Source organism: Streptomyces subrutilus (assembly GCF_001746425.1).
Classification (GTDB): domain Bacteria; phylum Actinomycetota; class Actinomycetes; order Streptomycetales; family Streptomycetaceae; genus Streptomyces; species Streptomyces subrutilus_A.
In genome coordinates this window covers 1,778,008-1,801,954 of record NZ_MEHK01000001.1, presented here as the reverse complement: position 1 = coordinate 1,801,954, position 23,947 = coordinate 1,778,008, and the positions used below count along the sequence as shown (strand labels likewise).

At 73.3% G+C, this 23,947-nt stretch carries 23 protein-coding genes and 1 tRNA gene; 11 read left to right on the top strand and 13 right to left on the bottom strand.

What is annotated here, in order from left to right; genetic code table 11:
• Nucleotides 1-53: 53 nt before the first annotated feature.
• Nucleotides 54-1,364, bottom strand: a complete 1,311-nt coding sequence (locus tag BGK67_RS09140) for an exo-beta-N-acetylmuramidase NamZ family protein (RefSeq protein WP_069919607.1) — start codon at nt 1,362-1,364, stop codon at nt 54-56.
• A gap of 123 nt (nt 1,365-1,487) precedes the next feature.
• On the opposite strand from BGK67_RS09140, the gene BGK67_RS09135 reads away from it, so the two are divergent.
• From BGK67_RS09135 to BGK67_RS09125, 3 genes are read left to right on the top strand one after another with little or no spacing between them, the layout of a single operon-like run.
• The gene (locus BGK67_RS09135; protein WP_069919606.1) at nt 1,488-2,258 is read left to right on the top strand and encodes an SDR family oxidoreductase; all 771 of its coding nucleotides are present in this window, start codon (nt 1,488-1,490) and stop codon (nt 2,256-2,258) included.
• Entirely contained in the window at nt 2,255-3,940 is a 1,686-nt protein-coding gene (locus BGK67_RS09130; protein ID WP_208948668.1) for a class I adenylate-forming enzyme family protein, read from the top strand. Before BGK67_RS09135 ends, BGK67_RS09130 begins: the two co-directional genes overlap by 4 nt.
• 49 nt (nt 3,941-3,989) lie before the next feature.
• Nucleotides 3,990-4,595: a TetR/AcrR family transcriptional regulator gene (locus tag BGK67_RS09125; protein ID WP_069923728.1), complete on the top strand. Its 606-nt coding sequence runs from the start codon at nt 3,990-3,992 to the stop codon at nt 4,593-4,595.
• A gap of 194 nt (nt 4,596-4,789) precedes the next feature.
• Here BGK67_RS09125 and BGK67_RS09120 read toward each other — a convergent pair whose 3' ends face one another.
• From BGK67_RS09120 to BGK67_RS09090, 7 genes are all read right to left on the bottom strand, one after another.
• Nucleotides 4,790-6,004, bottom strand: coding sequence for an acyl-CoA dehydrogenase family protein (locus BGK67_RS09120; protein WP_069919604.1), 1,215 nt, complete (start codon nt 6,002-6,004; stop codon nt 4,790-4,792).
• A gap of 12 nt (nt 6,005-6,016) precedes the next feature.
• The gene (locus BGK67_RS09115) at nt 6,017-7,057 is read right to left on the bottom strand and encodes a phosphotransferase family protein (protein ID WP_069919603.1); all 1,041 of its coding nucleotides are present in this window, start codon (nt 7,055-7,057) and stop codon (nt 6,017-6,019) included.
• A gap of 110 nt (nt 7,058-7,167) precedes the next feature.
• Complete coding sequence (locus BGK67_RS09110) at nt 7,168-8,079, bottom strand: MBL fold metallo-hydrolase (protein WP_069919602.1); 912 nt, start codon at nt 8,077-8,079, stop codon at nt 7,168-7,170.
• Nucleotides 8,080-8,182: 103 nt separating this feature from the next.
• Nucleotides 8,183-8,479 carry a hypothetical protein gene (locus BGK67_RS09105; RefSeq protein WP_069919601.1) on the bottom strand — a complete coding sequence of 99 codons (297 nt, stop codon included), beginning with the start codon at nt 8,477-8,479 and terminating at the stop codon, nt 8,183-8,185.
• A 117-nt stretch (nt 8,480-8,596) separates the two neighbouring features.
• Nucleotides 8,597-8,920, bottom strand: a complete 324-nt coding sequence (locus tag BGK67_RS09100) for a DUF202 domain-containing protein (protein ID WP_244291178.1) — start codon at nt 8,918-8,920, stop codon at nt 8,597-8,599.
• Nucleotides 8,917-9,315 carry a YidH family protein gene (locus tag BGK67_RS09095; RefSeq protein WP_069919600.1) on the bottom strand — a complete coding sequence of 133 codons (399 nt, stop codon included), beginning with the start codon at nt 9,313-9,315 and terminating at the stop codon, nt 8,917-8,919. Before BGK67_RS09095 ends, BGK67_RS09100 begins: the two co-directional genes overlap by 4 nt.
• Nucleotides 9,312-9,845 (bottom strand): NUDIX domain-containing protein, encoded by a 534-nt coding sequence (locus BGK67_RS09090; RefSeq protein WP_432215428.1) that lies wholly within the window; start codon nt 9,843-9,845, stop codon nt 9,312-9,314. Before BGK67_RS09090 ends, BGK67_RS09095 begins: the two co-directional genes overlap by 4 nt.
• Before the next feature lie 77 nt (nt 9,846-9,922).
• Here BGK67_RS09090 and BGK67_RS09085 point away from each other — a divergent pair, with 77 nt between their 5' ends.
• On the top strand, nt 9,923-11,578 hold the full coding sequence (locus tag BGK67_RS09085; protein ID WP_069919599.1) for an FAD-binding dehydrogenase: 1,656 nt from the start codon (nt 9,923-9,925) through the stop codon (nt 11,576-11,578).
• 84 nt (nt 11,579-11,662) lie between these two features.
• On the opposite strand, the gene BGK67_RS09080 is transcribed toward BGK67_RS09085, so the two are convergent.
• The gene (locus BGK67_RS09080; RefSeq protein WP_069919598.1) at nt 11,663-12,088 is read right to left on the bottom strand and encodes an ASCH domain-containing protein; all 426 of its coding nucleotides are present in this window, start codon (nt 12,086-12,088) and stop codon (nt 11,663-11,665) included.
• A gap of 272 nt (nt 12,089-12,360) precedes the next feature.
• Here BGK67_RS09080 and BGK67_RS09075 point away from each other — a divergent pair, with 272 nt between their 5' ends.
• From BGK67_RS09075 to BGK67_RS09065, 3 genes are all read left to right on the top strand, one after another.
• Complete coding sequence (locus BGK67_RS09075; RefSeq protein WP_069919597.1) at nt 12,361-13,308, top strand: hypothetical protein; 948 nt, start codon at nt 12,361-12,363, stop codon at nt 13,306-13,308.
• 80 nt (nt 13,309-13,388) lie between these two features.
• A complete protein-coding gene (locus BGK67_RS09070; protein ID WP_069919596.1) occupies nt 13,389-14,933 on the top strand; it encodes an APC family permease in 1,545 nt (514 codons plus the stop codon).
• 220 nt (nt 14,934-15,153) lie between these two features.
• A complete protein-coding gene (locus BGK67_RS09065) occupies nt 15,154-16,593 on the top strand; it encodes an amino acid permease (protein ID WP_069919595.1) in 1,440 nt (479 codons plus the stop codon).
• Between the two features lie 110 nt (nt 16,594-16,703).
• On the opposite strand, the gene BGK67_RS09060 is transcribed toward BGK67_RS09065, so the two are convergent.
• A tRNA-Leu gene (locus BGK67_RS09060) sits at nt 16,704-16,788 on the bottom strand.
• 175 nt (nt 16,789-16,963) lie between these two features.
• Here BGK67_RS09060 and BGK67_RS09055 point away from each other — a divergent pair.
• From BGK67_RS09055 to BGK67_RS09045, 3 genes are all read left to right on the top strand, one after another.
• Nucleotides 16,964-18,289, top strand: coding sequence for a M20/M25/M40 family metallo-hydrolase (locus tag BGK67_RS09055; protein WP_069919594.1), 1,326 nt, complete (start codon nt 16,964-16,966; stop codon nt 18,287-18,289).
• Nucleotides 18,290-18,419: 130 nt separating this feature from the next.
• Nucleotides 18,420-18,653 carry a chaplin ChpH gene (gene chpH, locus BGK67_RS09050; RefSeq protein WP_069919593.1) on the top strand — a complete coding sequence of 78 codons (234 nt, stop codon included), beginning with the start codon at nt 18,420-18,422 and terminating at the stop codon, nt 18,651-18,653.
• A gap of 172 nt (nt 18,654-18,825) precedes the next feature.
• Nucleotides 18,826-19,533 carry a chaplin gene (locus BGK67_RS09045; protein ID WP_107488790.1) on the top strand — a complete coding sequence of 236 codons (708 nt, stop codon included), beginning with the start codon at nt 18,826-18,828 and terminating at the stop codon, nt 19,531-19,533.
• A 39-nt stretch (nt 19,534-19,572) separates the two neighbouring features.
• Here the strand turns inward: BGK67_RS09045 and BGK67_RS09040 are convergent, their stop codons facing one another.
• On the bottom strand, nt 19,573-19,761 hold the full coding sequence (locus BGK67_RS09040; RefSeq protein ID WP_031146791.1) for a DUF5703 family protein: 189 nt from the start codon (nt 19,759-19,761) through the stop codon (nt 19,573-19,575).
• Between the two features lie 47 nt (nt 19,762-19,808).
• Between BGK67_RS09040 and BGK67_RS09035 the strand changes: the two genes are divergently transcribed.
• A complete protein-coding gene (locus BGK67_RS09035; protein ID WP_069919591.1) occupies nt 19,809-20,501 on the top strand; it encodes a hypothetical protein in 693 nt (230 codons plus the stop codon).
• Between the two features lie 78 nt (nt 20,502-20,579).
• On the opposite strand, the gene BGK67_RS09030 is transcribed toward BGK67_RS09035, so the two are convergent.
• Together BGK67_RS09030 and BGK67_RS09025 are read right to left on the bottom strand one after the other, a co-directional pair.
• Nucleotides 20,580-22,958 (bottom strand): ATP-dependent DNA helicase, encoded by a 2,379-nt coding sequence (locus tag BGK67_RS09030; RefSeq protein ID WP_069919590.1) that lies wholly within the window; start codon nt 22,956-22,958, stop codon nt 20,580-20,582.
• On the bottom strand, nt 22,955-23,938 hold the full coding sequence (locus BGK67_RS09025) for an aldo/keto reductase (protein ID WP_069919589.1): 984 nt from the start codon (nt 23,936-23,938) through the stop codon (nt 22,955-22,957). The genes BGK67_RS09030 and BGK67_RS09025 overlap by 4 nt, the downstream gene beginning before the upstream one ends.
• Nucleotides 23,939-23,947: the final 9 nt, after the last annotated feature.

The following is a 23,947-nucleotide window of genomic DNA, read 5'->3' as shown; positions in this document are numbered from 1 at the left end:
CACCATCCTGCGGGTACCCCTACCCGGCCAGGCCCCCGGCACCCCCCCCCGGCTCAGCCGTAGAGCAGGTATTCCCCGCGCACCGCCTCGAACCGGGCCAGCCCCGCGGCCCAGTCACCGGCGATCTCCTCCACCCCGGCCCCCGCGTCCACCAGCTTCCGCACCCGGTCCGAGCCCGTCAGCCTGTCGATCCAGTGGTCCGTGCGCCAGGCGAAGCCGCTCCACGACCGCCGGGCCGTGACCAGCAGCCCGATCCCGGCCCGCACCGGATCGAAGGCCTCCCGGTCGTGCACGATCAACCGGACCCCGCCGCACACCTTCCCCACGTGCTTGGAGAAGGACGGCGTGAAGTAGGCCTCGCGGAACCACACCCCGGGCAGGTCCAGCGCGTTCGCCGCCTCCGCCCACCGCCGGTCGATTCCCTCGGCGCCCAGCACCTCGAAGGGGGTGGTCGTCCCGCGCCCCTCGGACAGGTTCGTCCCCTCGAACAGACAGGCGCCGGCGTACGCGAGGGCCGTGTCCGGGGTCGGCATGTTGGGGCTGGGCGGCACCCAGGGCAGCCCGGTCTCCCCGAAGAGCGTCCCCCGTGTCCACCCCGTCATCGCCACCGTCCGCAGCCTGACCGGCTTCTCGGGCAGCCGGGACAGGAACTCGCCGTTGAAGAGCAGGGCCAGCTCCGCCGCCGTCATCCCGTGCGCGAGCGCGATCGGCTCCCGGCCCACGAAGCTCGCGTACGCCGGCTCCAGCACCGGCCCGGCGGCCCGCCGGCCCCCCACCGGGTTGGGCCGGTCCAGGACGACCACCGCCTTGCCGGCGAGGGCGGCCGCGCGCATGCAGTCGTAGAGCGTCCAGATGTAGGTGTAGAAGCGCGCCCCGACGTCCTGGATGTCGAAGACGACGGTGTCGATCCCGGCCGCCGTGAACACGTCCGCGAGCCGCTGCCCGCTCTTGTCGTACGTGTCGTACACGGGCAGCCCGGTCGCCGGGTCGCGGGAGGCTCCCTCGGAGCCGCCCGCCTGCGCCGTCCCGCGGAACCCGTGCTCCGGGCCGAACACCGCGACCAGGTCCACCCGTTCGTCCGCGTGCAGGACGTCGACCAGGTGGCGGGCGTCGGCGGTGATCCCGGTGGGGTTGGTGACCACCCCGACCTTCTGCCCGGCGAGCACGGCGTATCCGTCGGCGGCCAGGCACTCGAAGCCCGTCCGCACCTGCCCCGCCCGGGGAGCGGCCGCGCCGCCGGCCGCCTGGGCCGGGCCCGTCGCCTGAGCCGCCCCCACAGCCGCGGCAGCCCCGGCCGGCCCCACGGCCCCTGCCGCCCCCATGGCCCCCGCCAGTCCCAGCACCCCGCGTCGCGAGAGAGTCATCCGGCCAACGTAGGGCGCAACCCCCTTCCGCCCCGACATACCGACTGGTTAGTCTGCCCACGATCCCCGGCCTCCCCGCAGCCCGTCGGACCGCGGCCGTCCTTCCCCCGAAAGGTGATTCCCGTGAGCGCGTACGCGTACCAGGACCAGCGAGTCGTCGTCACCGGCGCCGGCGGCGGGATCGGCGCCGCCCTCGCCCACCGCTTCGCCGCCGAGGGCGCAACGGTGGCCGTCAACGACCTCGACCCGGCCAAGGCGGCGGCGGTGGCGGGCGCGATCGGTGCCCGCGCGGTCCCCGTCCCCGGTGACGCGTCGGCGATCGTGGCCGAGGCCGGGGAGGCCCTCGGCGGGCGGATCGACGTCTACTGCGCCAACGCCGGACTGGCCTCCGGCGGCGACGCGTTCGCCGACGAGGCCGTCTGGGAGGCGGCCTGGGACACCAACGTCATGGCGCACGTCCGCGCCGCCCGGCTGCTCCTGCCGGACTGGCTCGACCGGGGGAGCGGCCGCTTCGTGTCCACCGTCTCCGCCGCCGGACTGCTGACCATGATCGGGGCGGCGCCGTACAGTGTCACCAAGCACGGTGCGCTCGCCTTCGCCGAATGGCTCTCGCTGACCTACCGCCACCGCGGGGTCCACGTCCACGCCATCTGCCCGCAGGGCGTGCGCACCGACATGCTGACGGCCGCGGGATCGGCGGGCGAGCTCGTGCTCGCGCCGACCGCGATCGAGCCGGAAGCGGTCGCTGACGCACTGTTCGACGGCATGGAGAAGGGCCGGTTCTTGATCCTCCCGCACCCCGAGGTCGCGGACTTCTACGCCGCCCGCGCCACCGACCCGGACCGCTGGCTGAGCGGCATGAACCACCTCCAGCGCAAGTGGGAGACCCCGTGAGCTCCCCGTACGCCGCCAAGCCGTGGCTCGGGCTGCTCAGCCCGGCCCAGCGGGCGCCCGTCACCCCGCCGCCGACCGTGCTGCACGCCTTCCGCGAGGCCGTGGCCCGGGCCCCCGAGCGGACCGCGCTCGCCTACTTCGACGGCCGCACCCCTTACGCCGAGGCCGACGCGCTCTCCGACTCGGTGGCCGGCCACCTCGCGGAGCGCGGCATCGGCCGCGGGGACCGGGTCGCCGTCATGCTGCAGAACACGCCGCACTTCGTGCTGGCCGTCCTCGCCGCCTGGAAGGCCGGGGCCGTCGTGGTCCCGCTCAACCCCATGTACAAGGCCGGGGAGGTCGGGCACATCCTGCGCGACTCCGGGGCCGCCGCGCTGGTCTGCGACGGCCGCGCCTGGTCGGCGTACCTCCGCGAGGCCGCCGGCGGGACGGCCGTACGGACCGTCCTGACCGCCTCCGACCTGGACTTCCAGACCCGCGACGACCCGCGGGTCCTCGACTCCGCGACGGCCCCGCCCGCCCCGGCGGACGCTGGCGCCCCGCCCCCAGCGGCTCCCCACGTCGGCGACCTCCACGCCGTGGCCCGCGGCGGGCGGCCCGCGCCGGACGACCCGCAGCTCACCGCCGCGGACACCGCCCTCATCAGCTATACCTCCGGCACCAGCGGCGCCCCCAAGGGCGCGATGAACCCGCACGGCGCCCTCACGTACAACGCCGTCCGCCAGGTCACCGCCCACCCGCTCCCCGAGGGCGCCGCCTACTTCGCCCTCGCGCCCCTGTTCCACATCACCGGCATGGTCTGCGAGCTCGCCGCCTGTTTCGCCAACGCGGGCACCCTCGTCCTCGCCCACCGCTTCGACGCCGGGGTCGTGCTGGACGCCTTCCTCGAGCACCGGCCCGCCTACACCGTCGGCCCGGCCACCGCCTTCATGGCCCTGGCCGCCCGTCCGGAGGCCACCCGGGACCACTTCGCCTCGTTCCAGGTGATCTCCTCGGGCGGAGCCCCGCTGCCGCCCGCGCTCGTCGAGCGGCTGCGCGGCGCCTTCGGCTTCTACCTGCGCAACGGCTACGGCCTCACCGAGTGCACCGCCCCCTGCGCCAGCGTCCCCGCGCACCTCGAAGCCCCCGTCGACCAGGCCTCCGGCACCCTCTCCGTGGGGCTCCCCGGCGCCGACACCGTCGTACGGATCCTCGACGAGCAGGGCGGCGAGGTGCCCTTCGGCGAGACCGGCGAGATAGCCGTCCGCGGCCCCCAGGTCGTCCCCGGCTACTGGGGCCTGCCCGCCGACACCGCCCGGTCCTTTCCGGACGGCGAACTGCGCACGGGAGACGTCGGTTTCATGGACCCGGACGGCTGGCTCTACGTCGTCGACCGCAAGAAGGACATGATCAACGCCTCCGGCTTCAAGGTCTGGCCGCGCGAGGTCGAGGACGTGCTCTACACCCACCCGGCGGTCCGCGAGGCGGCCGTGGTCGGCGTCCCGGACCCCTACCGCGGGGAGAGCGTGAAGGCCTACGTCAGCCTCCGCCCCGGTGCCCGCGCGGAGCCGGCCGAGCTGTCGGCCTACTGCGCCGAGCGCATCGCCGCCTACAAGTACCCGCGCCAGGTGGAGATCCTGCCTGTTCTGCCGAAGACCACCAGTGGCAAGATCCTTCGACGGGAACTGCGCGACCGCGGCTGAAAACAGTCGGATGGTCGTACAGCTGGAATCGAAAGGGAAGGTCGGCGCCATGGCTGCCAGGACCACGGAACCCGAAGGCACGCACGAGGCCCCGGTGCCGCAGCGGCTGCTGGCCGTCGCCACCCGGTTGTTCGCCGAGCGCGGCTACGACCGCACCTCCGTACAGGAGATCGTGGAGGCGGCCGGGGTAACCAAGGGCGCGCTCTACCACTACTTCGGGTCCAAGGACGACCTGCTGCACGAGGTGTACGCGCGGATGCTGCGCCGCCAGCAGCAGCGGCTCGACGCCGTGGCCGCATCCGACGCACCGGTCGAGGACCGGCTGCGGGCGGCCGCCGCAGACGTGGTGGTCACGACCATCGAGAACCTCGACGACGCGATGATCTTCTTCCGGTCGATGCACCAGCTCAGCCCGGAGAAGTTCAAGCAGGTGCGGGCGGAGCGCCGGCGCTACCACGAGCGCTTCCGCGCGCTGGTCGAGGAGGGCCAGCGCAGCGGCGTGTTCTCCACCGCCACCCCCGCCGACCTGGTGGTGGACTACCACTTCGGGTCCGTGCACCACCTGTCGACCTGGTACCGCGCGGACGGGCCGCTCACCCCGCAGCAGGTCGCCGACCACCTCGCCGACCTGCTGCTGCGGGCGCTGCGGCCCTGAGCGCAGCCCGGCGGGAGGACCTTGCGGCCCCAGGTCTCCTCGGTGTATCGGGCTCCCCGATAGGTCTGGACCACCGAAGGTCCACCCGCGGGGGCCCGAAGTCCCGAAGCCGTGCCTTCCCTGAGGTCCACGTCTCCGGAGGCACCGGCCCCAGGGGGCCGGTGCCCGAAGTCCGCGCCGGCGAGGCCCCGCCGCTACATGTACCGCTTGAGCTCGCGCCGTGCCAGCGAGCGCTGGTGGACCTCGTCCGGGCCGTCTGCCAGCCTCAGCGTGCGCGCCGCCGCCCACAGCTCGGCGAGCGGGAAGTCCTGGCTCACACCGCCAGCGCCGTACAGCTGCACCGCGTCGTCCAGGATCCGCACCACCGCCCGCGGGGTCGCGATCTTGATGGCCTGGATCTCGGTGTGGGCGCCCCGGTTCCCGGCCGTGTCCATCAGCCAGGCCGTCTTAAGGACCAGCAGCCGCAGCTGCTCCACCGTCACCCGGGCGTCCGCGATCCAGTTCTGTACGACCCCCTGCGCGGCCAGCGGCTTGCCGAAGGCGGTCCGTTCCACGGCGCGCCGGCACATCAGCTCGATCGCCCGCTCCGCCATGCCGATCAGCCGCATGCAGTGGTGGATGCGGCCCGGCCCGAGCCGCGCCTGGGCGATGGCGAAGCCGGTGCCCTCCTCGCCGATCAGGTTCGCCGCCGGGACCCGCGCCCCGTCGAAGACCACCTCGGCGTGCCCGCCGTGGTCGTGGTCCTCGTACCCGTACACGGTCATCGCCCGGCGCACCTCGACCCCCGGGGTGTCGCGCGGCACCAGGATCATCGACTGCTGGCGGCGCGGATCGGCGCCGTCCGGGTCGGTCTTGCCCATCACGATGAAGACCCTGCAGTCCGGGTTCATCGCCCCGGAGATGAACCACTTGCGCCCGGTGACCACGTACTCGTCACCCGCGCGCTCGATCCGCGTCTCGATGTTGGTCGCGTCCGAGGACGCCACCTCCGGCTCGGTCATCGCGAACGCGGAGCGGATCTCCCCGGCCAGCAGGGGCTCCAGCCACTGCTTCTTGTGCTCCTCGGTGCCGAACTGCGCGAGCAGCTCCATGTTCCCCGTGTCCGGGGCCGCGCAGTTGGTCGCCATCGGGGCCAGGTGCGGGCTGCGGCCGGTGATCTCGGCGAGCGGGGCGTACTGGAGGTTGGTCAGCCCGGCGCCGTACGCGGCGTCCGGCAGGAAGAGGTTCCACAGCCCCTGGCGGCGTGCCTCGGCCTTCAGTTCACCGAAGACGGCCGGGGTGTCCCAAGGCGAGGCCAGCCGTGCGCGCTGCTCGGCGGCGACGGCCTCCGCCGGGTAGACGTACTCCTCCATGAACGCGAGCAGCCGTTCGCGGAGTTCCTCGGTCCGGGCGTCGAATGCGAAGTCCATCGGTTGTGTGCCTCAGCCTTCGTAAAGTTCCTGGAGGGTGGTCAGACCGTGCTCGATGAAGACCGGGACCAGCTCGCCGATCCGGTCGAAGCCCGCGCCGACGGTCTGCCCGAGCGTGTAGCGGTAGTGGATCCCCTCGAGGATCACCGCCAGCTTGAACCAGGCGAACGCCGTGTACCAGGCGATCGCACCGGTGTCCCGCCCGGAGCGGGCCGCGTAGCGCTCGACCAGCTCGGCGGGGGTCGGATGCCCCGCGGCCGCGCTGGTGGTGCTGACCGGGGACGCGGTCAGGCCCAGGTCCGAGCTGTACATCACCAGCAGCCCGAGGTCGGTGAGCGGATCGCCCAGCGTGGACATCTCCCAGTCCAGCACCGCCCGGATCCTGTCGTCCGGGCCGCCGATCAGTACGTTGTCCAGCCGGAAGTCCCCGTGCACCACCGTCGGCGCGGGGGAGGCGGGCAGCGTCCGGCCGAGCGCGCCGTGCAGTTCGTCGATCCCGGCGAGCTCCCGCCCCCGGGAGGCGGCGAGCTGCTTGCCCCAGCGGCGCAGCTGCCGGTCCAGGAAGCCCTCGGGGCGGCCGAAATCGCCCAGCCCGACGGCCGCGGGGTCCACCGCGTGCAGGTCCACCAGGGTGTCGACCAGGCCGAGCACCGCGCGCCGGGTGCGCTCGGGGCCGATCCCGGCGAGCTCCCGCGCCGTGCGGTAGGGCACCCCCTCCACGTACTCCATGACGTAGAACGGCGCCCCCAGCACGGACTCGTCCTCGCACAGCAGCACCGGCTCGGGCACCGGTACGGCCGTTCCGTGCAGGGCGGCGATCACCCGGTGCTCGCGCCGCATGTCGTGCGCCGTGTCCAGGACGTGGCCGAGCGGGGGCCGGCGCACCACCCAGCGTCCGGAGCCGTCGGTGACCTCGTACGTGAGGTTCGACCGGCCCCCTTCGATCAGCCGGGCGGACAGCGCCCCGGCCACGAGCCCGGGCCGCGCGGCGTCGAGATGGCCGCGCAGCCGTTCCAGGTCGAGGCCTCGCGGATCGTCCGGGGCTGGGGTCATGGGTGGCACCTCCGTACGGAGTTCGACGGTGACAATTCACTGAGGGACATCATGCCGACCAGTCGGTATGTAGTCCAGGGCGCGGGCCGAAAGAACTGCTCCGGGCCCGTTCAGGCATGGCAGAGGAGCGGGGTCCCGCCGTTCATCACCGTCATGTCCTGCAACACCCCCGGGATGTCCAGGGGTACCCCCTCCGGTTCTCCGGCCAGTTCCGCGTACGCCCGGTGCAGGTTCGCCACCAGCCGCTCGCTCTCCCGCCACGCCGCGAACTCCCCGAGATCGGCCCGCCGGGCCGTCTCCAGCGGGGTCAGCCCCGCCGCCCGCCCCTCCCGGGCCAGTTCGGCCACGTACCGCAGGTAGCGCTCGGTGGCGTCGTAGGCCGACGCGTCGGTCAGCGGCCCGTGTCCCGGTACGACGGTCTCGGCGTCCAGGGAGCGCAGCAGCTCCAGCGCCCGCAGCGAGCCCGCCAGGGAGCCCATCGCGAGGAAGGGCGTGCCCCCGGCGAAGACCAGGTCACCGGTGAACACCACCCGCTGCCGGGGCAGCCACACGACCGAGTCGCCGGTGGTGTGCGCCACGCCCGGGTGGAGGACCCGCACCTGCGTGTCGCCGACGTGCAGGGTCAACCGGTCGCTGTAGGTGAGGTCGGGCGCGGTGATCTCGATCGCGCCGAAGTCGGTCGAGGGCCAGATCATCTCGAGCTGGTGCCCGGCGGCGAGCTGCTCGGCGCGCGCGTTGTCGTGCCCGAGGACCAGGGCCTGGGGCGCGAACACGCCGTTGCCGTAGGTGTGGTCGCCGTGGTGGTGGGTGTTCACCACCGTGCGGGGGAGCGGCGCGCCGGTGGCCGTGACCGCCTCGCGCAGGGCCAGGGCGCGCCGCTCGGTGGCGGCGGTGTCGACGAGCAGCGTCCGGCCGCCGTCGCTGACGAACCCGGCGTTGTTGAGGCACCAGCCGCCGTCGGGCTGGACGTAGGCGTACACCCCCGCTGCGGGCTGCACGAGGTACGGCTTGTCGGCGGTCATCCGCGCTCTCCCCGGGTCGCTTTGACGGGCGCTCGGCATCCTGCCAGCCGTCGCGGCGCCGGGGGAGGGCGGGTGACGCGTTTTCGGTCAGCGGCCGCGCGCCTCAGTGGTCGTCGTAGTGCCCGTCGTGCTCGGCGTGCCGGTGTCCGTCGTGGACGTAGTCCACGTGGTCGCCGTGCCGGACCGCCTCGTGCCCGCAGTCCGAGCCGTGCACGTGGGTGTGGCCGTCATGGGTGGTGTGAGCGCCGCTCTCGCACTCGTCCCAGTGCCCCGAGTGCTCCCGGTGCAGGTGTCCGTCGTGCGCGTAGTCGACGTGGTCGCCGTGCGAGACGGCCTGGTGCCCGCAGTCGGGGCCGTGGGTGTGGGTGTGCGTCGGGTGTTCCAGGTGCTGGGTGGTCATGGGGTCGAGGCTAGTGCGGATCATCCGGTATCGCCCGTTCTGTCCGATGGGTGTCCGGATGGCGCGGAAAAGCTGGATCATCCGATGGTGCGGAAACCGGACCACCCGACCACCGGCTCAGATGATCACGGCCGTCGCGAACACGGCCAGCGCCAGCGTGCAGGCCACCACCCCCAGAGCCGCCCGCGGCGCCAGCCCCGGCGGCCGGCCGACCGCCAGCTCCCGGATCCGCCGGTGCGCCACCCCCAGGAACGCCAGCCAGACCAGCGCGGCCACCGCCGCCCCGGCCACCTCCACCGGCCGGCCGGACCCGCGCAGCGCCTGCCGCAGCGCCAGTACCGCCACCACGGAGGAGGCCAGCGTCGTACGCCGCCACGCGAGCCGGGTCCGTTCGGGCTGCAGCCCCGCGTCGCGCGCCTCACCGTCCAGGGACGGGCTCACCGCCCCGACGTCCAGCCCAGCGCCACAAGCACCACCATCGCCACCGCGACCAGCCCGACCCCCAGACTCAGCACCACCGGGAACCGCGACAGCGGGAGGTCCTCGCCCCGCCGCATCGCCCGCTCGCACCGCACCCAGTGGTTCACCGCCCGCAGCGCGCACGCCGCCCCCACCGCCAGCAGCGCGAAGGCCATCCCGGCCCGCACCCCCCACCGCAGGTCCGGCAGGAACTGGTCGACGGCGAAACCGCCGCCCACCAGGGCCAGCGCGGTCCGGATCCAGGCGAGGAAGGTCCGCTCGTTGGCCAGCGAGAAGCGGTAGTCGGGGGTCTCACCCTCGTCCTGGAGGCCCTGCGGCGCGAACCAGAGGCGGACGTCTTTGACGAAGTCGATCACAGGGGCAATCTACGGCGGAACTCCCGCAGCCGCCGGTACGCCTCCAGCCCGTCCGGCACCCAGGCCCACTCCCCGCCCGCGACGCGCCGGTCCAGCTCCTCGGGCGAGAGGTAGGTGTGCCAGTCCACCTCCGACTCCTGCGGAGCCACCGGCAGCTCGCACCGCACCTCGTGCACGTACGACCACCAGGCCCCGCCCGCGCCCTCGTACAGGAACTTGAACAGCGGCTCCGGCCGCGGCAGCCCGCTCACCCCGAGCTCCTCCTCGGCCTCCCGCAGCGCGGCCCGCGCATAGCTCTCCCCGGCGCCCAGCACCCCGCCCACGAACATGTCGTAGTGCGAGGGGAACACCAGCTTCGAGGCCGTGCGCCGGTGCACGAAGATCCGCCCCCGGGCGTCCGCGGCCTGTACGAACACGCAGCGGTGGATCAGCCCCCGCGCGTACACCTCGCCCCGCGGGGCCTGCCCGACGACCCGGTCGTCCCGGTCCACCACGTCCAGTACTTCATCAGCGGCACTCACACGCTTCATCCAACCACCGCTGTTGACTGGTTACCGCTCCGTAGCCAAGGATCTGCCCCACCACCGACGGAGGACGGGCATACGACATGACGTACGACGCAGACGTGATCGTGATCGGGGCAGGGCTGGCCGGGCTCGCCGCCACCGCCGAACTCGTCGACGCGGGCCGCAAGGTCATCCTGCTCGACCAGGAGCCCGAGCAGTCCATCGGCGGCCAGGCCCACTGGTCCTTCGGCGGGCTGTTCCTCGTGGACTCGCCCGAGCAGCGCCGGATGCGGATCAAGGACAGCCGCGACCTCGCCCTCCAGGACTGGCTGGGCACCGCCGGCTTCGACCGCGAGGAGGACGGCTGGCCGCGCCGCTGGGCCGAGGCCTACGTGGACTTCGCCGCCGGTGAGAAGCGCCCCTGGCTGCACGCGCAGGGCGTCCGGTTCTTCCCGGTGGTCGGCTGGGCCGAGCGCGGCGGCTACGACGCCGAGGGCCACGGCAACTCCGTCCCCCGCTTCCACATCACCTGGGGCACCGGCCCCGGCCTGGTCGCGCCCTTCGAGCGCCGGGTCCGGGCCGGGGCGGCCCGCGGACTGGTCCAGCTGAGGTTCCGGCACCGGGTGACCGGCCTCTCCCGCACCGCGGGCGCCGTCGACACCGTGACCGGCCAGGTCCTGGAGCCCTCCGACGCCGTACGGGGCACCGCGAGCGGCCGCGAGAGCGCCGGGGCCTTCTCCCTGCGGGCCCAGGCCGTGATCGTGACCAGCGGCGGCATCGGCGGCAACCACGACCTCGTACGCGCCCAGTGGCCCGCCCGGCTCGGCACTCCGCCCGAGCGGATGCTGTCCGGGGTCCCCGCGCACGTGGACGGCCTGATGCTCGGGATCGCCGAGGAGGTGGGCGCCAGCCACATCAACAAGGACCGGATGTGGCACTACACCGAGGGCATCGGCAACTGGGACCCGATCTGGGCCAGGCACGGCATCCGCATCCTGCCGGGCCCCTCCTCGCTCTGGCTGGACGCGACGGGTCGGCGGCTTCCCGTACCGCTCTTCCCCGGCTTCGACACCCTCGGCACCCTCGACCACATCATGAAGACCGGCCACGACCACACCTGGTTCGTCCTCAACCAGCGCATCATCGGCAAGGAGTTCGCCCTCTCCGGCTCCGAGCAGAACCCGGACCTCACCGGCAAGTCGGTCCGCGACGTCGTCAACCGGGCCCGGCAGGCCGTCCCGGGGCCGGTGAAGGCCTTCATGGACAACGGCGCGGACTTCGTCGTCGAGCGCGACCTGTCCGCCCTGGTGCGGGGGATGAACGCGGTCACCGGGGAGGACCTGATCGACGAGGCCGAACTGCGCCGCGTGATCACCGCGCGGGACCGGGAGATCGCCAACCCGTTCAGCAAGGACCTCCAGGTGACGGCCATCCACGGGGCCCGCAAGTACCTCGGCGACAAGCTGATCCGCACGGCCGCACCGCACCGGATCCTGGACCCGAAAGCCGGGCCGCTGATCGCCGTACGGCTGTCGATCCTGACCCGCAAGTCCCTGGGCGGCCTGGAGACCGACCTCTCCTCGCGCGTCCTGGCGGCGGACGGCGAGCCGCTGCCCGGGGTCTACGCGGCGGGCGAGGCGGCCGGCTTCGGCGGGGGCGGGGTGCACGGCTACCGGGCCCTGGAGGGCACCTTCCTGGGCGGCTGCATCTTCTCGGGGCGGGCGGCCGGCCGGGCGGCGGCGAAGGCGGTCGGCTGACCCCGGCCCCGCCGGCCCGGGAGGGCTGACCCCGGCCCCGCCGGCCCGGGCGGGCTGACCCCGGCCCGCCCGGCCCGGACGGGCTCAGCCCAGCCGCTCGACGATCCGGAACCGCTCCATCACCACCAAAGTGTCGTCGTCCACCGTGAACCCCGGATCGCCGAGCAGCTCGCGCAGCTCGGCCCCGTGCCAGAACTCCTCGTGGGAGGAGCGCCATTCGGCCACCGAGGTGTACCCCTCGCCCTCGGCCACCGCATGCTCCAGGTCCACCTTTCCGAGCGGCAGGACGCGTACGTCCGTCACCTCCAGGACGGCCACCGGACACTCGGCGGAATCCAGCAGCGCCGTCCGCTGCCCCGCCACGGGCAGCGGTTCGCCCTCCGCCCCGTACCCCGCGAGCAACCCCGTCGTCGAGGTCTTCGCCCCGCTCAGCACGGCCGCGACCAGCCGGTCACGCAGCGGTCCCGGGAAGCCCAGCAGGTACGGGGGGAGATCGTCGTGGGTCGTCATGCCCCGAGCCTAGGGGATGGTGCGAAGTCCGCCCCGAACCGGCACAACCATCCCAACTCACACCATGGTCACAGCAGTTGAAACCCGCCACGCAGTGGACTGGACCTTGACTCGGAGCTGTGCGTACCGCTTTGCTGTCAGTGATCACCGGTTCGCTCACCGGCACGATCCGCGCACCACCCGGCCGGACCACCCACGTGCATCATGCACATTTTCCGGCCACCGCTCGTCAGCACCCCTCGTCCGCCCGCGCCCTGGAGGGAAACCCGCGGATGTCCCCGCCTCCGCCGCCCCTCGGCCGCGCCCGCAAGCGGGACGCCCAGCTCTTCGACCCGGCTCTCTGCGACGCCGAACTCGTCGACGTGCGCAGCCAGTTCACCCAGGGCCGCTGGTCCAGGGCCCGGTCCCTGCTCGTCGGCACCGGTGACGACTGGGACCGCCGCGGCCACCGCGTCGTCGTCCTCGCCGAAACCCCGGCGGCCACCGCCTGGGCCCGCGAATGGCTGCTCGCCGAACCCGACAGCGCCGACGCCGCCACCCTCCTCGCCTGCGCCGCCGTCTTCACCGCCCTGCGCCGCAAGGGCACCCCGGCCGCGGCCGAGGAGGCCTGCCGGCGGGCCGCCGCCCTGCTCCCCGCCGACCCCACCCCCTGGCTCGGCCTGCTCCTGCTGTCCCGGGCCTTCGGCACCGAGGAGGAGTTCAGCCGCCACTTCGACCAGGTACGGGCCCGGCACCGCGAGCACCACCACGCCCACCACCTGATGGTCGCCAGACTGGCCGAACGCGCCCCCGCCTCCGGCCACGACCCGCTCCACGAGGTCTACGACTTCGCGGCCTGGGCCGCCGAGGAGTCCCCGGCCGACTCCCCGCTCGCCGTGCTCCCCGTCATCGCGCACGCCGAGCGCTACCGGGTGCTCGCCGCCACCCACGGCCACACCTTCGGCAACGCCGCCCAGCACTGGTCCGGCCGCCGGGCCCGCCAGGTGCTGCGCTCCGCCTTCGACTGGTGGCTGGAGTGGGAGCGCGAGGACCACCCCCGCAACCGCGTCGACCTCAACTTCCTCGCCCACGCCAAGCTCTGCGAGGGCCGCTCCGCCGAGGCCGCCGCCCTGTTCCACCGGATCGGCAGCCACGCGACCCCCGCCCCCTGGTCCTACCCGGACCTCGACCCGCACAAGGCCTTCCTCGCCGCGCGGCGGGCCGCGCTCGGCACCGCATGACCGCTGCCTGACCGCAGTCCGACAGCCCGGGGCCGCCCCGGGACCCCCCGTACCAGCCCACACGAAAGGACGGACCCGCCATGCCGACGGGCAGATCCACCACGCTCCAGGACCCGGCCGAGATCCGCACGTACAAGGGCCAGGACCGGGCCCTGCGCGCCGACCGCCTCGGCACCGCCGGCCTGCTGCTCTCCGTACTCGCCGCCAGCGCGCCCCTGATGGTGGTCGCCGGTGTGATGCCCACCACCTTCGGCGTCATGGGCATCGTGGGCCAGCCGCTGCTCTTCGTCATCCTCGGCCTCGTCCTGGCGCTCTTCAGCATCGGCTACGCCGAGATGAGCCGGCACGTCCACAACGCCGGCGCCTTCTACGCCTACATCGCCCGCGGCCTCGGCCCCACCGCCGGCGCCGGGGCCTCCCTGGTCGCCCTCGTCGCGTACAGCGCCATGCAGGTCGGCGTCTACGGCATCCTCGGCTTCGAGATATCCGGCCTCTTCGCCACCTACCTCGGCATCGAACTCGCCTGGTGGATCCCGGCCCTGCTCGCCGTCGCCGCCACCGGCGCCCTCGGCTGGCTCAAGATCGACCTCAACGCCAAGGTGCTCGGCGTCCTGCTCCTCATCGAGTGCGCCCTCGTCGTCATCTTCGACCTCGCCGCCCTCGGCAAGCCCGGCGCCGAAGGCCTCTCGCTGCAGGCCTTCAACCCGGAGGCCCTCAGCGGCCCCGGCCTCGGCACCGCCCTGTGCTTCTGCATCGCCGCGTTCGTCGGCTTCGAGCAGTCCCCGGTGTACGCCGAGGAGACCAGCAAGCCGCACATCGTCGTCTCCCGGGTGATGTTCCTCGCCGTCGGCTTCGTCGCCCTCTTCTTCGCCCTGAGCGCCTGGGCCCTCACGGTGGCCACCGGTCCCTCCGAGGTCGTCAAGAGCTCCGCCGAAGCCGGCCCCGGCCTGCTCTTCCAGCTCACCGAGGCCCGCCTCGGCGGCGCCTTCACCGACGTCCTGCACGTCCTCTTCGTGACCGGCATGTTCGCGGCCGTGCTCAGCTTCCACAACGTGGTCGCCCGCTACGCCTTCGCGATGGGCCGCGAGGGCCTGCTCCCGGCCGCCTTCGGCCGGACCAACACCGGCACCGGCGCCCCGGGCACCGGCTCCCTCCTGCAGACCGGCATCGCCACCCTCGTCGTGATCGCCTTCGCCGTCACCGACGACATGCCCACCGGCGACCCGACCGCACCCGTGCTCCACCTGTTCACGTGGATGGGCAGCGTCGGCGCCCTGGGTGTGACCCTGCTCATGGCCGCCGCCTCCTTCGCCGTCATCGCCTTCTTCGTCCGTCGCGGCACCGCGGGCGCCCAGGTCTGGCGGCTCGTCGCGGCCGGCGCCGCGGGGCTCGCGCTGCTCGCCATCGCCGTCTACACCGTCAAGGACTTCGGCGTCCTGGTCGGCGCCGCGGAGGGCTCCGCCCTCAACTGGGTCCTGCCGGGCATCATCGGCGCCGCCGTCGTGACCGGCCTGCTCTACGGATCTTTCCTGCGCCGCAGCCGCCCCGAGGTGCACGCCCGCATCGGCCTCGGCAACGAAGCCTTCCGCCTCGACCAGGCGGCGGAGGCCACCACCCGCGACTGAAGCCCGGAGCCTGGCTTTCCAGCTTCCACGAAGCCCCCGACGCCCCTTTCCAAGGTCGTCGGGGGCTTCGACGCGCTGGGCCGATTTTGGCGGGTGGCGGACCCCCATGGTCTCCTGGGGCGATCAAAACGACCGAACCGCGGCACAGGGGACACCACCCAGCTCCCCTGCGCGCGGTCCGGGCCTGCCTTGTCCGACCTCCACGAAGGCGAAGTCATCCATGAGTGACCGCACCTTGACCGAGGCCCCCGCCCCGGCGTCTTCCCGCCACGTCGACGCCGGTGACGAGGGCTACAGCAAGGACCTCAAGTCCCGCCACATCAACATGATCGCGATCGGCGGGGCGATAGGCACCGGCCTGTTCCTCGGCGCCGGAGGCCGCCTCGCGGGGGCCGGCCCCTCCCTGGCGATCGCCTACGCGGTGTGCGGCGTCTTCGCCTTCTTCGTCGTCCGGGCCCTCGGCGAGCTCGTGCTCTACCGGCCCTCCTCGGGCGCCTTCGTCTCGTACGCGCGCGAGTTCATGGGAGAAAAGGGCGCCTACACGGCGGGCTGGCTCTACTTCCTCAACTGGTCCACCACCACTGTGGCCGACATCACGGCCGCCGCGACCTACGCCCACTTCTGGTCGCTGTTCACCGACGTCCCCCAGTGGGTCCTCGCCTTCATCGCCCTCGCCGTCGTCCTCACCGCGAACCTGATCTCGGTGAAGTACTTCGGCGAGATGGAGTTCTGGTTCTCCCTGGTCAAGGTCGCCGCCCTGGTCATCTTCCTGATCGTCGGCATCTGGCTCGTGGCCACCAGCCACGAGATCGGCGGCCACACCCCGGGCCTGTCCACCGTCACCGACAACGGCGGCATCTTCCCGTCCGGCGTCCTGCCGATGCTCCTGGTGATCCAGGGCGTGGTCTTCGCGTACGCCTCCGTCGAGCTCTGCGGCGTCGCCGCCGGCGAGACCGAGAACCCCGAGAAGATCATGCCGAAGGCGATCAACTCGATCATGTGGCGCGTGGGCCTCTTCTACGTCGGCTCCGTGGTCCTGCTCGCGCTGCTGCTCCCGTACACGGCGTACTCCTCCGACCAGAGCCCCTTCGTCACCGTCTTCGACAAGCTCGGGGTCCCCGGCGCCGCGGGCGTCATGAACCTGGTCGTGCTGACGGCGGCCCTCTCCAGCCTGAACTCCGGCCTCTACTCCACCGGCCGCATCCTGCGCTCCATGGCCCTGTCCGGCTCCGCCCCGAGGTTCACCGGCGTCATGAACAAGGGCAAGGTCCCCTACGGCGGCGTCCTGTTCACCGCCGCCTTCGGCGTCGCGGGCGTCGCCCTGAACTACTTCATGGAGGAGGAGGCCTTCGAGATCGTCCTGAACTTCGCCTCGCTGGGCATCCTCGGCACCTGGGCGATGGTCATGATCTGCTCGCTCCACTTCTGGCGCCGCGCGCAGCAGGGCCGCGTCGAACGCCCCGCCTACCGGCTGCCCTGGGCCCCTTACACCCAGCTCGTGACCCTGGTCTTCCTCCTCACGGTCCTCGTGCTGATGTGGTGCGACGGAGGCGTGGGCCGCACCACGGTCATGTTCGTCCCCGCCATCGGCGCGGCCCTGGTCGGCGGCTGGTTCCTCGTGCGCCGCCGGGTGGCGGAGATCGCCGCGGCCCGCGACTGACCGTCCCGGCCGCTCACGGGGCCCCTCGCCCGGGGCTCCGTGAGCGGCTTTCGGCGTCCGCGCACCGGGGACAACGAAAAGGACCCCGCCGAAGCGGGGTCCTTCTTCTGTGTCCGAGGGGGGACTTGAACCCCCACGCCCGATAAAGGGCACTAGCACCTCAAGCTAGCGCGTCTGCCATTCCGCCACCCGGACAAGGTGTCTGTCTCGCGACCCTCGCGGGCCGTTCCGACGTGGAAAACATTACCAAACATTCCGGGGTCCCCGATCACACCCCCGTGTGGCCTGGGAGTGCCCTTGGGGAGAACGGTTCCGAGCGGGAGGATGGAGGCAGTTCGGTACCGATCAGTGGTCAGTGGGAGGAAGCAGCGTGAGCGAGTCGAGCGCGGGCAGGACCGTCTCGGGCGAGGACGAGGTCGTCGACCTCTGCCGGGACCTCATTCGGATCGACACCAGCAACTACGGAGACCACTCGGGTCCCGGCGAGCGCAAGGCGGCCGAGTGGGTGGCCGAGAAGCTCGCCGAGGTCGGGCTGGAGCCGCAGATCTTCGAATCCCACAAGGGGCGGGCCTCGACCGTGGCGCGCATCGAGGGCGAGGACCCCTCGCGGCCCGCGCTGCTGATCCACGGGCACACCGACGTGGTCCCGGCCAACGCGGCCGACTGGACGTACGACCCCTTCGCGGGCGAGATCGCCGACGGCTGCGTGTGGGGCCGCGGCGCCGTCGACATGAAGGACATGGACGCGATGACGCTGGCCGTCGTACGCGACCGCATGCGCAGCGGCCGCAAGCCCCCGCGCGACATCGTGCTCGCCTTCCTCGCCGACGAGGAGGCCGGCGGCGTGTACGGGGCCCGGCACCTGGTCGACAAGCACCCGGGGCTCTTCGAGGGCGTCACCGAGGCGATCGGCGAGGTCGGCGGCTTCTCCTTCACGGTGAACGAGAACCTGCGGCTCTACCTCGTGGAGACCGCCCAGAAGGGCATGCACTGGATGCGGCTCACGGTGGAGGGCACCGCGGGCCACGGTTCCATGACCAACAACGACAACGCCATCACGGAGCTGTGCGAGGCGGTGGGGCGGCTCGGGCGCCACCAGTGGCCGGTGCGCGTGACCAAGACCGTACGGAGCTTCCTGGACGAGCTCTCGGACGCGCTGGGGACCCCGCTGGACCCGGACAACATGGATGCCACGCTCGCCAAGCTCGGCGGCATCGCCAAGATGGTCGGCGCGACCCTGCGCAACTCGGCCGCCCCGACGATGCTCGGCGCCGGCTACAAGGTCAACGTCATCCCCGGCCAGGCCACGGCCCATGTCGACGGCCGCTTCCTGCCGGGCTACGAGGACGAGTTCTTCGCCGACCTCGACCGCGTCCTCGGCCCCCGGGTCAAGCGGGAGGACGTGCACGGGGACAAGGCCCTGGAGACCGACTTCGACGGCCGTCTGGTCGACGCGATGCAGGGGGCCCTGAAGGCCGAGGACCCGATCGCGCGGGCCGTCCCGTACATGCTCTCGGGCGGCACGGACGCCAAGTCCTTCGACGACCTCGGCATCCGCTGCTTCGGCTTCGCGCCGCTGCAGCTGCCGCCCGAGCTGGACTTCGCCGGAATGTTCCACGGCGTGGACGAGCGGGTGCCGGTCGACGGGCTGAAGTTCGGCGTCCGCGTTCTCGACCGATTCATTGACAACGCCTGAGAATCGCAAAGGTGTGCGCAGACCACTGGGAAGGGTGAATGCGCTCATACGCTCGTAGCCCTGGTGATCCCTCCTCGTTACAGGTGGTGCGGTCCGCGGCTGGGACCGCAATTGCCTACTAGGAGGAACAATGATCAAGAAGGTTGTCGCCGCTGCGGCTGCCACCGGTGGCCTGGTTCTCGCGGGTGCGGGTCTGGCTGTCGCCGACGCGGGTGCCCAGGGTGCGGCCATCGGCTCCCCGGGTGTCCTGTCCGGCAACGTCGTCCAGGTCCCGGTTCACATCCCCGTGAACGTCTGCGGCAACACGGTCAACGTGATCGGCCTGCTGAACCCGGCCTTCGGCAACACCTGCGTCAACGCCTGACGCGTCTGAAGTCTTTGGCCCCGGAGCGCATTCCAGCGTTCCGGGGCCACCGGGCTTTTCCGGCCCGGATTCTCACTTTCGGCGGACCAGGCGGGGGAGCCTGGACGTACACACCAGGGGACGAGTACATATGCGACGACCGGCACAGGCCACCAGGAAGACCCTGATCACCATGGCTGCCGCGGGGGGTGTCCTCGCGATGGGCGGGGGGTACGCGCAAGCGGACTCCGGCGCCTCGGGGCACGCCGCGAATTCGCCCGGACTGCTGTCCGGAAACAGCGTGCAGGTGCCCGTGGACGCGCCCGTGAACGCCTGCGGGAACACGGTGAACGTGGTGGGAGGCCTCAATCCGGCCTTCGGGAACCACTGCTTCAACGGCTCGGGCCACCACGGCGGGCCCGGCCGCCCGGACCTGCCCGACACGCCTCACCTCCCGGGGAACCCGGGCAGCCCCGGCCACCCGGGGCACGACGACGACGAACCGTGCGACGACCACCCCGGCACGCCGGGCAACGGGAACCCGGGCAACGGAAACCCCGGTAACGGGAACCCCGGCAATGGGAACCCGGGCAATGGGAACCCGGGGAACGGGAACCCCGGTAACGGGAACCCCGGTAACGGGAACCCGGGCAACGGGAACCCGGGCAACGGAAACCCGGGCACTCCCGGTACCCCGGGCGGTCAGACCCCGGGTACGCCCGGCGCGCCGGGCACCGGCACCGGCCCGGCCACGGGTCCGGTCACGCCGGTCACCCCGGACACGGAGACCCGCCTCGCCGCCACCGGCTCCGGTGACGTCCTGACCGCCGGCCTGCCGCTCGCCGGCGGCCTGCTGCTGGCCGGCACCGTGCTCTACCGGCGCGCCCGCTCGGCCGCCTGACGGCCGTGCGCGACGCGGGCCCCGCCCCCGGGGCCCGCGTCACCAGGTCGCGCGGACCTGGCGGATGATCCGGCGGCGCAGTCGCACACGGCGGCTGCCGTCCCGGTGCAGGGTCAGGCGGTCGAGTTCCCAGTTCCCGTACTCGGCATGATCGGTCAGCAGGCGGGTCGCCTCCTTGCGGGGGACGCCGCGGGGCACGTACACGTCGACAAATTCGTATTCCGGCATCGCATCTATTGTGCGGGCAGAGCCCCGCTACGGATAGCGTCTCCCCTATGTCTGATGCCGCTCTGCCCACTGCTGCCGAGGTACGCGCCGCCGCCGAGGCGGTCAAGGAAGCGCTCGACCGGCACCTCGCCGCGGTCGAGCGCAGGACCGGGGACGAGGACCCCGACGTCTACGCCGCGTTCAACGAACTCGCCGCCGCGGCCGAGGAGTATGACGAACTCCTCTACGACCGCTACGACGAGGTCACCCCCTTCGAGATTCCCGACCCCGAGGACGGGGTCCCCTACACCGGTCCCGCCGAGCCCGCCGCGTTCAGCGTGTTCATCCGCCGCGACTACGCCGTGGTCGAGCCGCCGAGGCTGATCGCCCAGGCCGAGCGGGTCGCCGCGCACGACCGGGACGCGGAACTCGTCCACGACGGCGGAACCGCCGGCGCGCTGGGTGTCCTGTTCGGGGAGTACGAGCCCGACGAGATCGCCTCCCGCTACAAGGAGTTCGGGCTGGAGGAGGGCGACTCCACCCTGTGGATCGCGGCCTCGGAGGAGATGGCGGAGCCGGGGGAGTGGCTCAACTCGCCCTTCGGGCACACCGATCCGGAGGACGTCATGCACCGGTTCGACGTCAGCTCCGTCTTCGACGAGGAGACCGACGAGTTCGGTGAGGACGCGGACGAGGACGCGGACGAGGTCGGGCACACCGACGAGGACCAGCCCGCGCGGCCGGGGCTGACCCCGGCCTGAGCGGCGGCCCCGAGCGGGACCCGAACACAAAGGAAGCGGCCCCTCGCAGTCGACTGCGAGGGGCCGCTTCGCGTCACGTCACTCCGGCTGCTCGCCCGCCGTGGCCAGGGCGGTCAGCAGGCCCGTCAGCCGGGTCGTCCGGGGCTTCGGCGGCACCTCGGCCACCGCACGCGGCAGCGCCTGGTCCACCCCGTGCACCACGGACAGGTGCCGCTCGGCCCGCCCGAACGCCGTGTACACCCAGTCCCGGGACAGGGCCTGCGCCGCGTCCCCCGGCAGTACGACGACCACCGCCGGCCAGCGGGCGCCGACCGCCTGGTGCGCGGTCACCGCCCAGCCGTGCCGGACCTGCGACTCCACCAGCTCCTTCGGTACGACGACCGGCGCGCCCGCGCGCTCCAGGCGCAGCCCCTCCGCGTCGGCCGACACCACTCGGGCCGGCAGGGCGCGCCCGGGGGAGGGCACGTACACCACCCGGTCCCCGGGATCGAAGCCGCCGAACCGGCCGGGGCCGGGGTTCAGCCGCTCCTTGAGGGCGGCGTTCAGCGCCCGGGTGCCCGCCGGGCCGCCGTGGCCTGGGGTGATCACCTGCACGCTGTCCGCCGGGATCCCGAAGGCCCGCGGCACCGACTCGGCGACCAGCTGCACGGTCCGGTGCACGGCCTCCCCGGCGTCGCGCACGGGGACGATGACGACCTCCTTGCCGGGGGCGTCGACCTGGTTCAGCTCACCGATGCCGACCCCCGAGACCAGCTCGCCGAGCGGACCGGGGTCCGGGACGCGGGAGACCACCTGGGGGCAGGTACGGGCGGCCAGCAGATCGGCGAACACCCGCCCGGCCCCGGCGGACCCGAGCACTCCGGGATCCCCGGAGAGCACCAGACGAGCCCCGTCGGGGACGGACTCCACCAGTGCAACCGCGGTGTCCACGTCCAGCTGGGGCGCGTCCAGGACCACCAGCAGGTCCAGCGCGAACTGCCCGTCGGCGTCCCGGCCCGGCCCCTCCGCCCCCGAGAGCAGCCCGGCGACGGTGACCCCGCCGGCCGGTGGCACGTGCGCGGCAAGGCAGACCCGCAGGCCGAACTCCCGGGCGGCGGCCAGCAGGGCGAGCGGTTCGACCCGGGCGGCCTCGCCGCCGGTGTGGGTGACCAGGCCGTGGCCCGCGACGGCACGGATCAGCTCGGCGCCCGGTCCGGTGGCGGCCTTCTCCCAGTCCGCCGGGGCGTCGAAGGTGCTGGCGATCCGGGCCAGGGCGTCGGCCAGGCTCTCCTCGGCCATGGCCGCGCCCTCCAGGCCCACCAGCACTCGTACCGGCGGCTCCTCGTCCTCGGCGGCGGGCGGGCCCAGCGGCTCGTTGAAGACCAGCACCGAGCCGTCGCCGATGGCCGCTTCGAGGGCCTCGTCGGGGTCCGGCACGCCGTACTGGGCCAGCGCCGACTTCAGGACCGGGGCCTCCAGCGCGGTGTGCCCCTTGAGCCCGGCCTGCACCAGCAGCCAGCCGACCAGCGCGCCGGTGCGGCGCTCGTCGCCGGGCCCGGCCTCGGGGCCCAGCAGGGCGCGGGCGAAGCCGTCCGCCTGCGTCGGGCGGACGGCGGGGACCGACAGGAGCAGCCAGGGGTTTTCGAGGAGCCGCCCGGCGGCGTCCTCGCCGAGCGCCGCCGCGGCCGGGGCGGCCAGCGCCTCCGGGGCGCCGCCGCGCGCCAGGACGGCCCGTACGGCTTCGGTGTCCGCGGCGGCGGGGGCGGCGGCCGGAGCCTGCGCGGCCCTGGCCCGGGGCGGTGGCGGGGGAGCGGGGGCCGCCTTGCGCGGGGCGGCCGGGGCTTCGTCGAAGTACACGGACGGGGGCTTCGCCCCGCTCTCCACGGCCCGTACGGCGGCCAGCAGGTCGGCGGCCTTCCCGCTGAGCTTCGCCCCGGCCTCGACGGGCGCCTCCCGCTCGGCCTTGCGCCGGGCGATCCGCTCCCGCTCGATCTTCTGCGCGGCCAGCTCGGCCTGGGCCTCGCTCAGCCCGGGAGCCGCGTCGCCTGCGGCGGGCTCGGCAGCCCCGGCGTCCTCCGCCCCGGCTTCGTCTGCGGCGGGCTTGGTGGTGCCGGCGTCGTCTGCCCCGGCTTCGTCTGCGGCGGGCTTGGCAGCCCCGGCGTCGTCTGCCCCGGCTTCGTCTGCGGCGGGCTTGGCAGCCCCGGCGTCCTCCGCCCCGGCCTCGCCTGCGGCGGCCCCGTCCCCGGCTTCGCCGTCCCCTGCCTCGCCGGGCGCGGCTTCGGCATTCCCGGCTTCAGCGTGCGCGGCCTCGCCGGCCCCGCCCCCGGTTTCGCCGTGCGTCGCGGGCTGCGGGGCCGGGGTGTCCCCGTCGGCGGGTACCTGCCCGGCTGAGTCCTCCGCGGCAGCGGACGTGGGCGGGACGGCCGTCGCCTCCGTTTCCTCCGCGGCAGCGGGTTCGGCCGAGCGGTCGGTACTCACAGCGTGCTCCAGTCCTGATCGGGATAGCGGTGCACGGGAGCCGACACATCGTCCAGCGCCCGGCAGATCTCCTCGGGAAGACTAAGGGCCTCGACTGACAGCGCCGCCTCGAGCTGCGCCGACGTCCGCGCGCCGACGATCGGCGCGACCACTCCGGGCCGGTCCCGGATCCACGCCAGGGCCACCTGGAGCGGGGTGACCGCCAGTCCCTGAGCCGCCGTCACCACCGCGTCCACGATCCGGCCCGCGGCCTCGTCCAGGTACGGCTCCACCAGCGCGGCCAGCGACTGCGAGGCGCCACGGGAGTCCGCCGGGGTGCCGCCCCGGTACTTGCCCGTCAGGACCCCGCGCCCCAGCGGGGACGAGGGCAGGAGGCCGACACCCAGGTCCAGGGCGGCGGGCAGCACCTCGCGCTCGACCCCGCGCTGGAGCAGCGAGTACTCCATCTGGGTCGAGGCCAGCCGGGTCCGCGCCCCCGGGGCCGCGAGCTGCCAGGTCGCCGCCTTCGCCAACTGCCAGCCGCAGAAGCCCGCCACCCCGGCGTACCGGGCGCGGCCGCTGCTCACGGCCAGGTCCAGCGCCTGCAGGGTCTCCTCCAGCGGGGTCACCGGGTCGAACGCGTGCAGCTGCCAGAGGTCGACGTGATCGGTGCCCAGCCGGTCGAGCGAGGCGTCGAGCGCGGCCAGCAGGTGCCCGCGCGAACCGTCGAACCGGCGCTCAGGATCGGGCACGCTGCCCGCCTTGGTCGCGATGACCAGGTCCCGGCGCGGGACGAGCCCCGCCAGCAGCCGGCCCAGGAGGTACTCCGCCTCCCCGCCGGCGTACACGTCGGCCGTGTCGACGAGGGTGCCGCCCGCCTCCCAGAACGTCTTCACCTGCTCGGCGGCGGCTTCCTCGCCGGTGTCGCGGCCCCAGGTGAGGGTGCCGAGGCCGATCCGGGAAACGCGCAGTCCGGTGCGGCCGAGATGCCTCTGCTCCATGAGCGCTGA

What these genes read in the sequence shown, in the direction of transcription:
- BGK67_RS09110 (WP_069919602.1), bottom strand. Translation starts at nt 8,079, where the DNA reads ATGACCGCCGACAAGCCGTACCTCGTGCAGCCCGCAGCGGGGGTGTAC.
- BGK67_RS09025 (WP_069919589.1), bottom strand. Translation starts at nt 23,938, where the DNA reads ATGGAGCAGAGGCATCTCGGCCGCACCGGACTGCGCGTTTCCCGGATC.
- BGK67_RS09045 (WP_107488790.1), top strand. Translation starts at nt 18,826, where the DNA reads ATGGCTGCCGCGGGGGGTGTCCTCGCGATGGGCGGGGGGTACGCGCAA.
- BGK67_RS09075 (WP_069919597.1), top strand. Translation starts at nt 12,361, where the DNA reads ATGTCCCCGCCTCCGCCGCCCCTCGGCCGCGCCCGCAAGCGGGACGCC.
- BGK67_RS09120 (WP_069919604.1), bottom strand. Translation starts at nt 6,004, where the DNA reads ATGGACTTCGCATTCGACGCCCGGACCGAGGAACTCCGCGAACGGCTG.
- BGK67_RS09040 (WP_031146791.1), bottom strand. Translation starts at nt 19,761, where the DNA reads ATGCCGGAATACGAATTTGTCGACGTGTACGTGCCCCGCGGCGTCCCC.
- BGK67_RS09065 (WP_069919595.1), top strand. Translation starts at nt 15,154, where the DNA reads ATGAGTGACCGCACCTTGACCGAGGCCCCCGCCCCGGCGTCTTCCCGC.
- BGK67_RS09115 (WP_069919603.1), bottom strand. Translation starts at nt 7,057, where the DNA reads ATGACCCCAGCCCCGGACGATCCGCGAGGCCTCGACCTGGAACGGCTG.
- BGK67_RS09125 (WP_069923728.1), top strand. Translation starts at nt 3,990, where the DNA reads ATGGCTGCCAGGACCACGGAACCCGAAGGCACGCACGAGGCCCCGGTG.
- BGK67_RS09140 (WP_069919607.1), bottom strand. Translation starts at nt 1,364, where the DNA reads ATGACTCTCTCGCGACGCGGGGTGCTGGGACTGGCGGGGGCCATGGGG.
- chpH (WP_069919593.1), top strand. Translation starts at nt 18,420, where the DNA reads ATGATCAAGAAGGTTGTCGCCGCTGCGGCTGCCACCGGTGGCCTGGTT.
- BGK67_RS09105 (WP_069919601.1), bottom strand. Translation starts at nt 8,479, where the DNA reads ATGACCACCCAGCACCTGGAACACCCGACGCACACCCACACCCACGGC.
- BGK67_RS09070 (WP_069919596.1), top strand. Translation starts at nt 13,389, where the DNA reads ATGCCGACGGGCAGATCCACCACGCTCCAGGACCCGGCCGAGATCCGC.
- BGK67_RS09085 (WP_069919599.1), top strand. Translation starts at nt 9,923, where the DNA reads ATGACGTACGACGCAGACGTGATCGTGATCGGGGCAGGGCTGGCCGGG.
- BGK67_RS09090 (WP_432215428.1), bottom strand. Translation starts at nt 9,845, where the DNA reads ATGAAGCGTGTGAGTGCCGCTGATGAAGTACTGGACGTGGTGGACCGG.
- BGK67_RS09080 (WP_069919598.1), bottom strand. Translation starts at nt 12,088, where the DNA reads ATGACGACCCACGACGATCTCCCCCCGTACCTGCTGGGCTTCCCGGGA.
- BGK67_RS09035 (WP_069919591.1), top strand. Translation starts at nt 19,809, where the DNA reads ATGTCTGATGCCGCTCTGCCCACTGCTGCCGAGGTACGCGCCGCCGCC.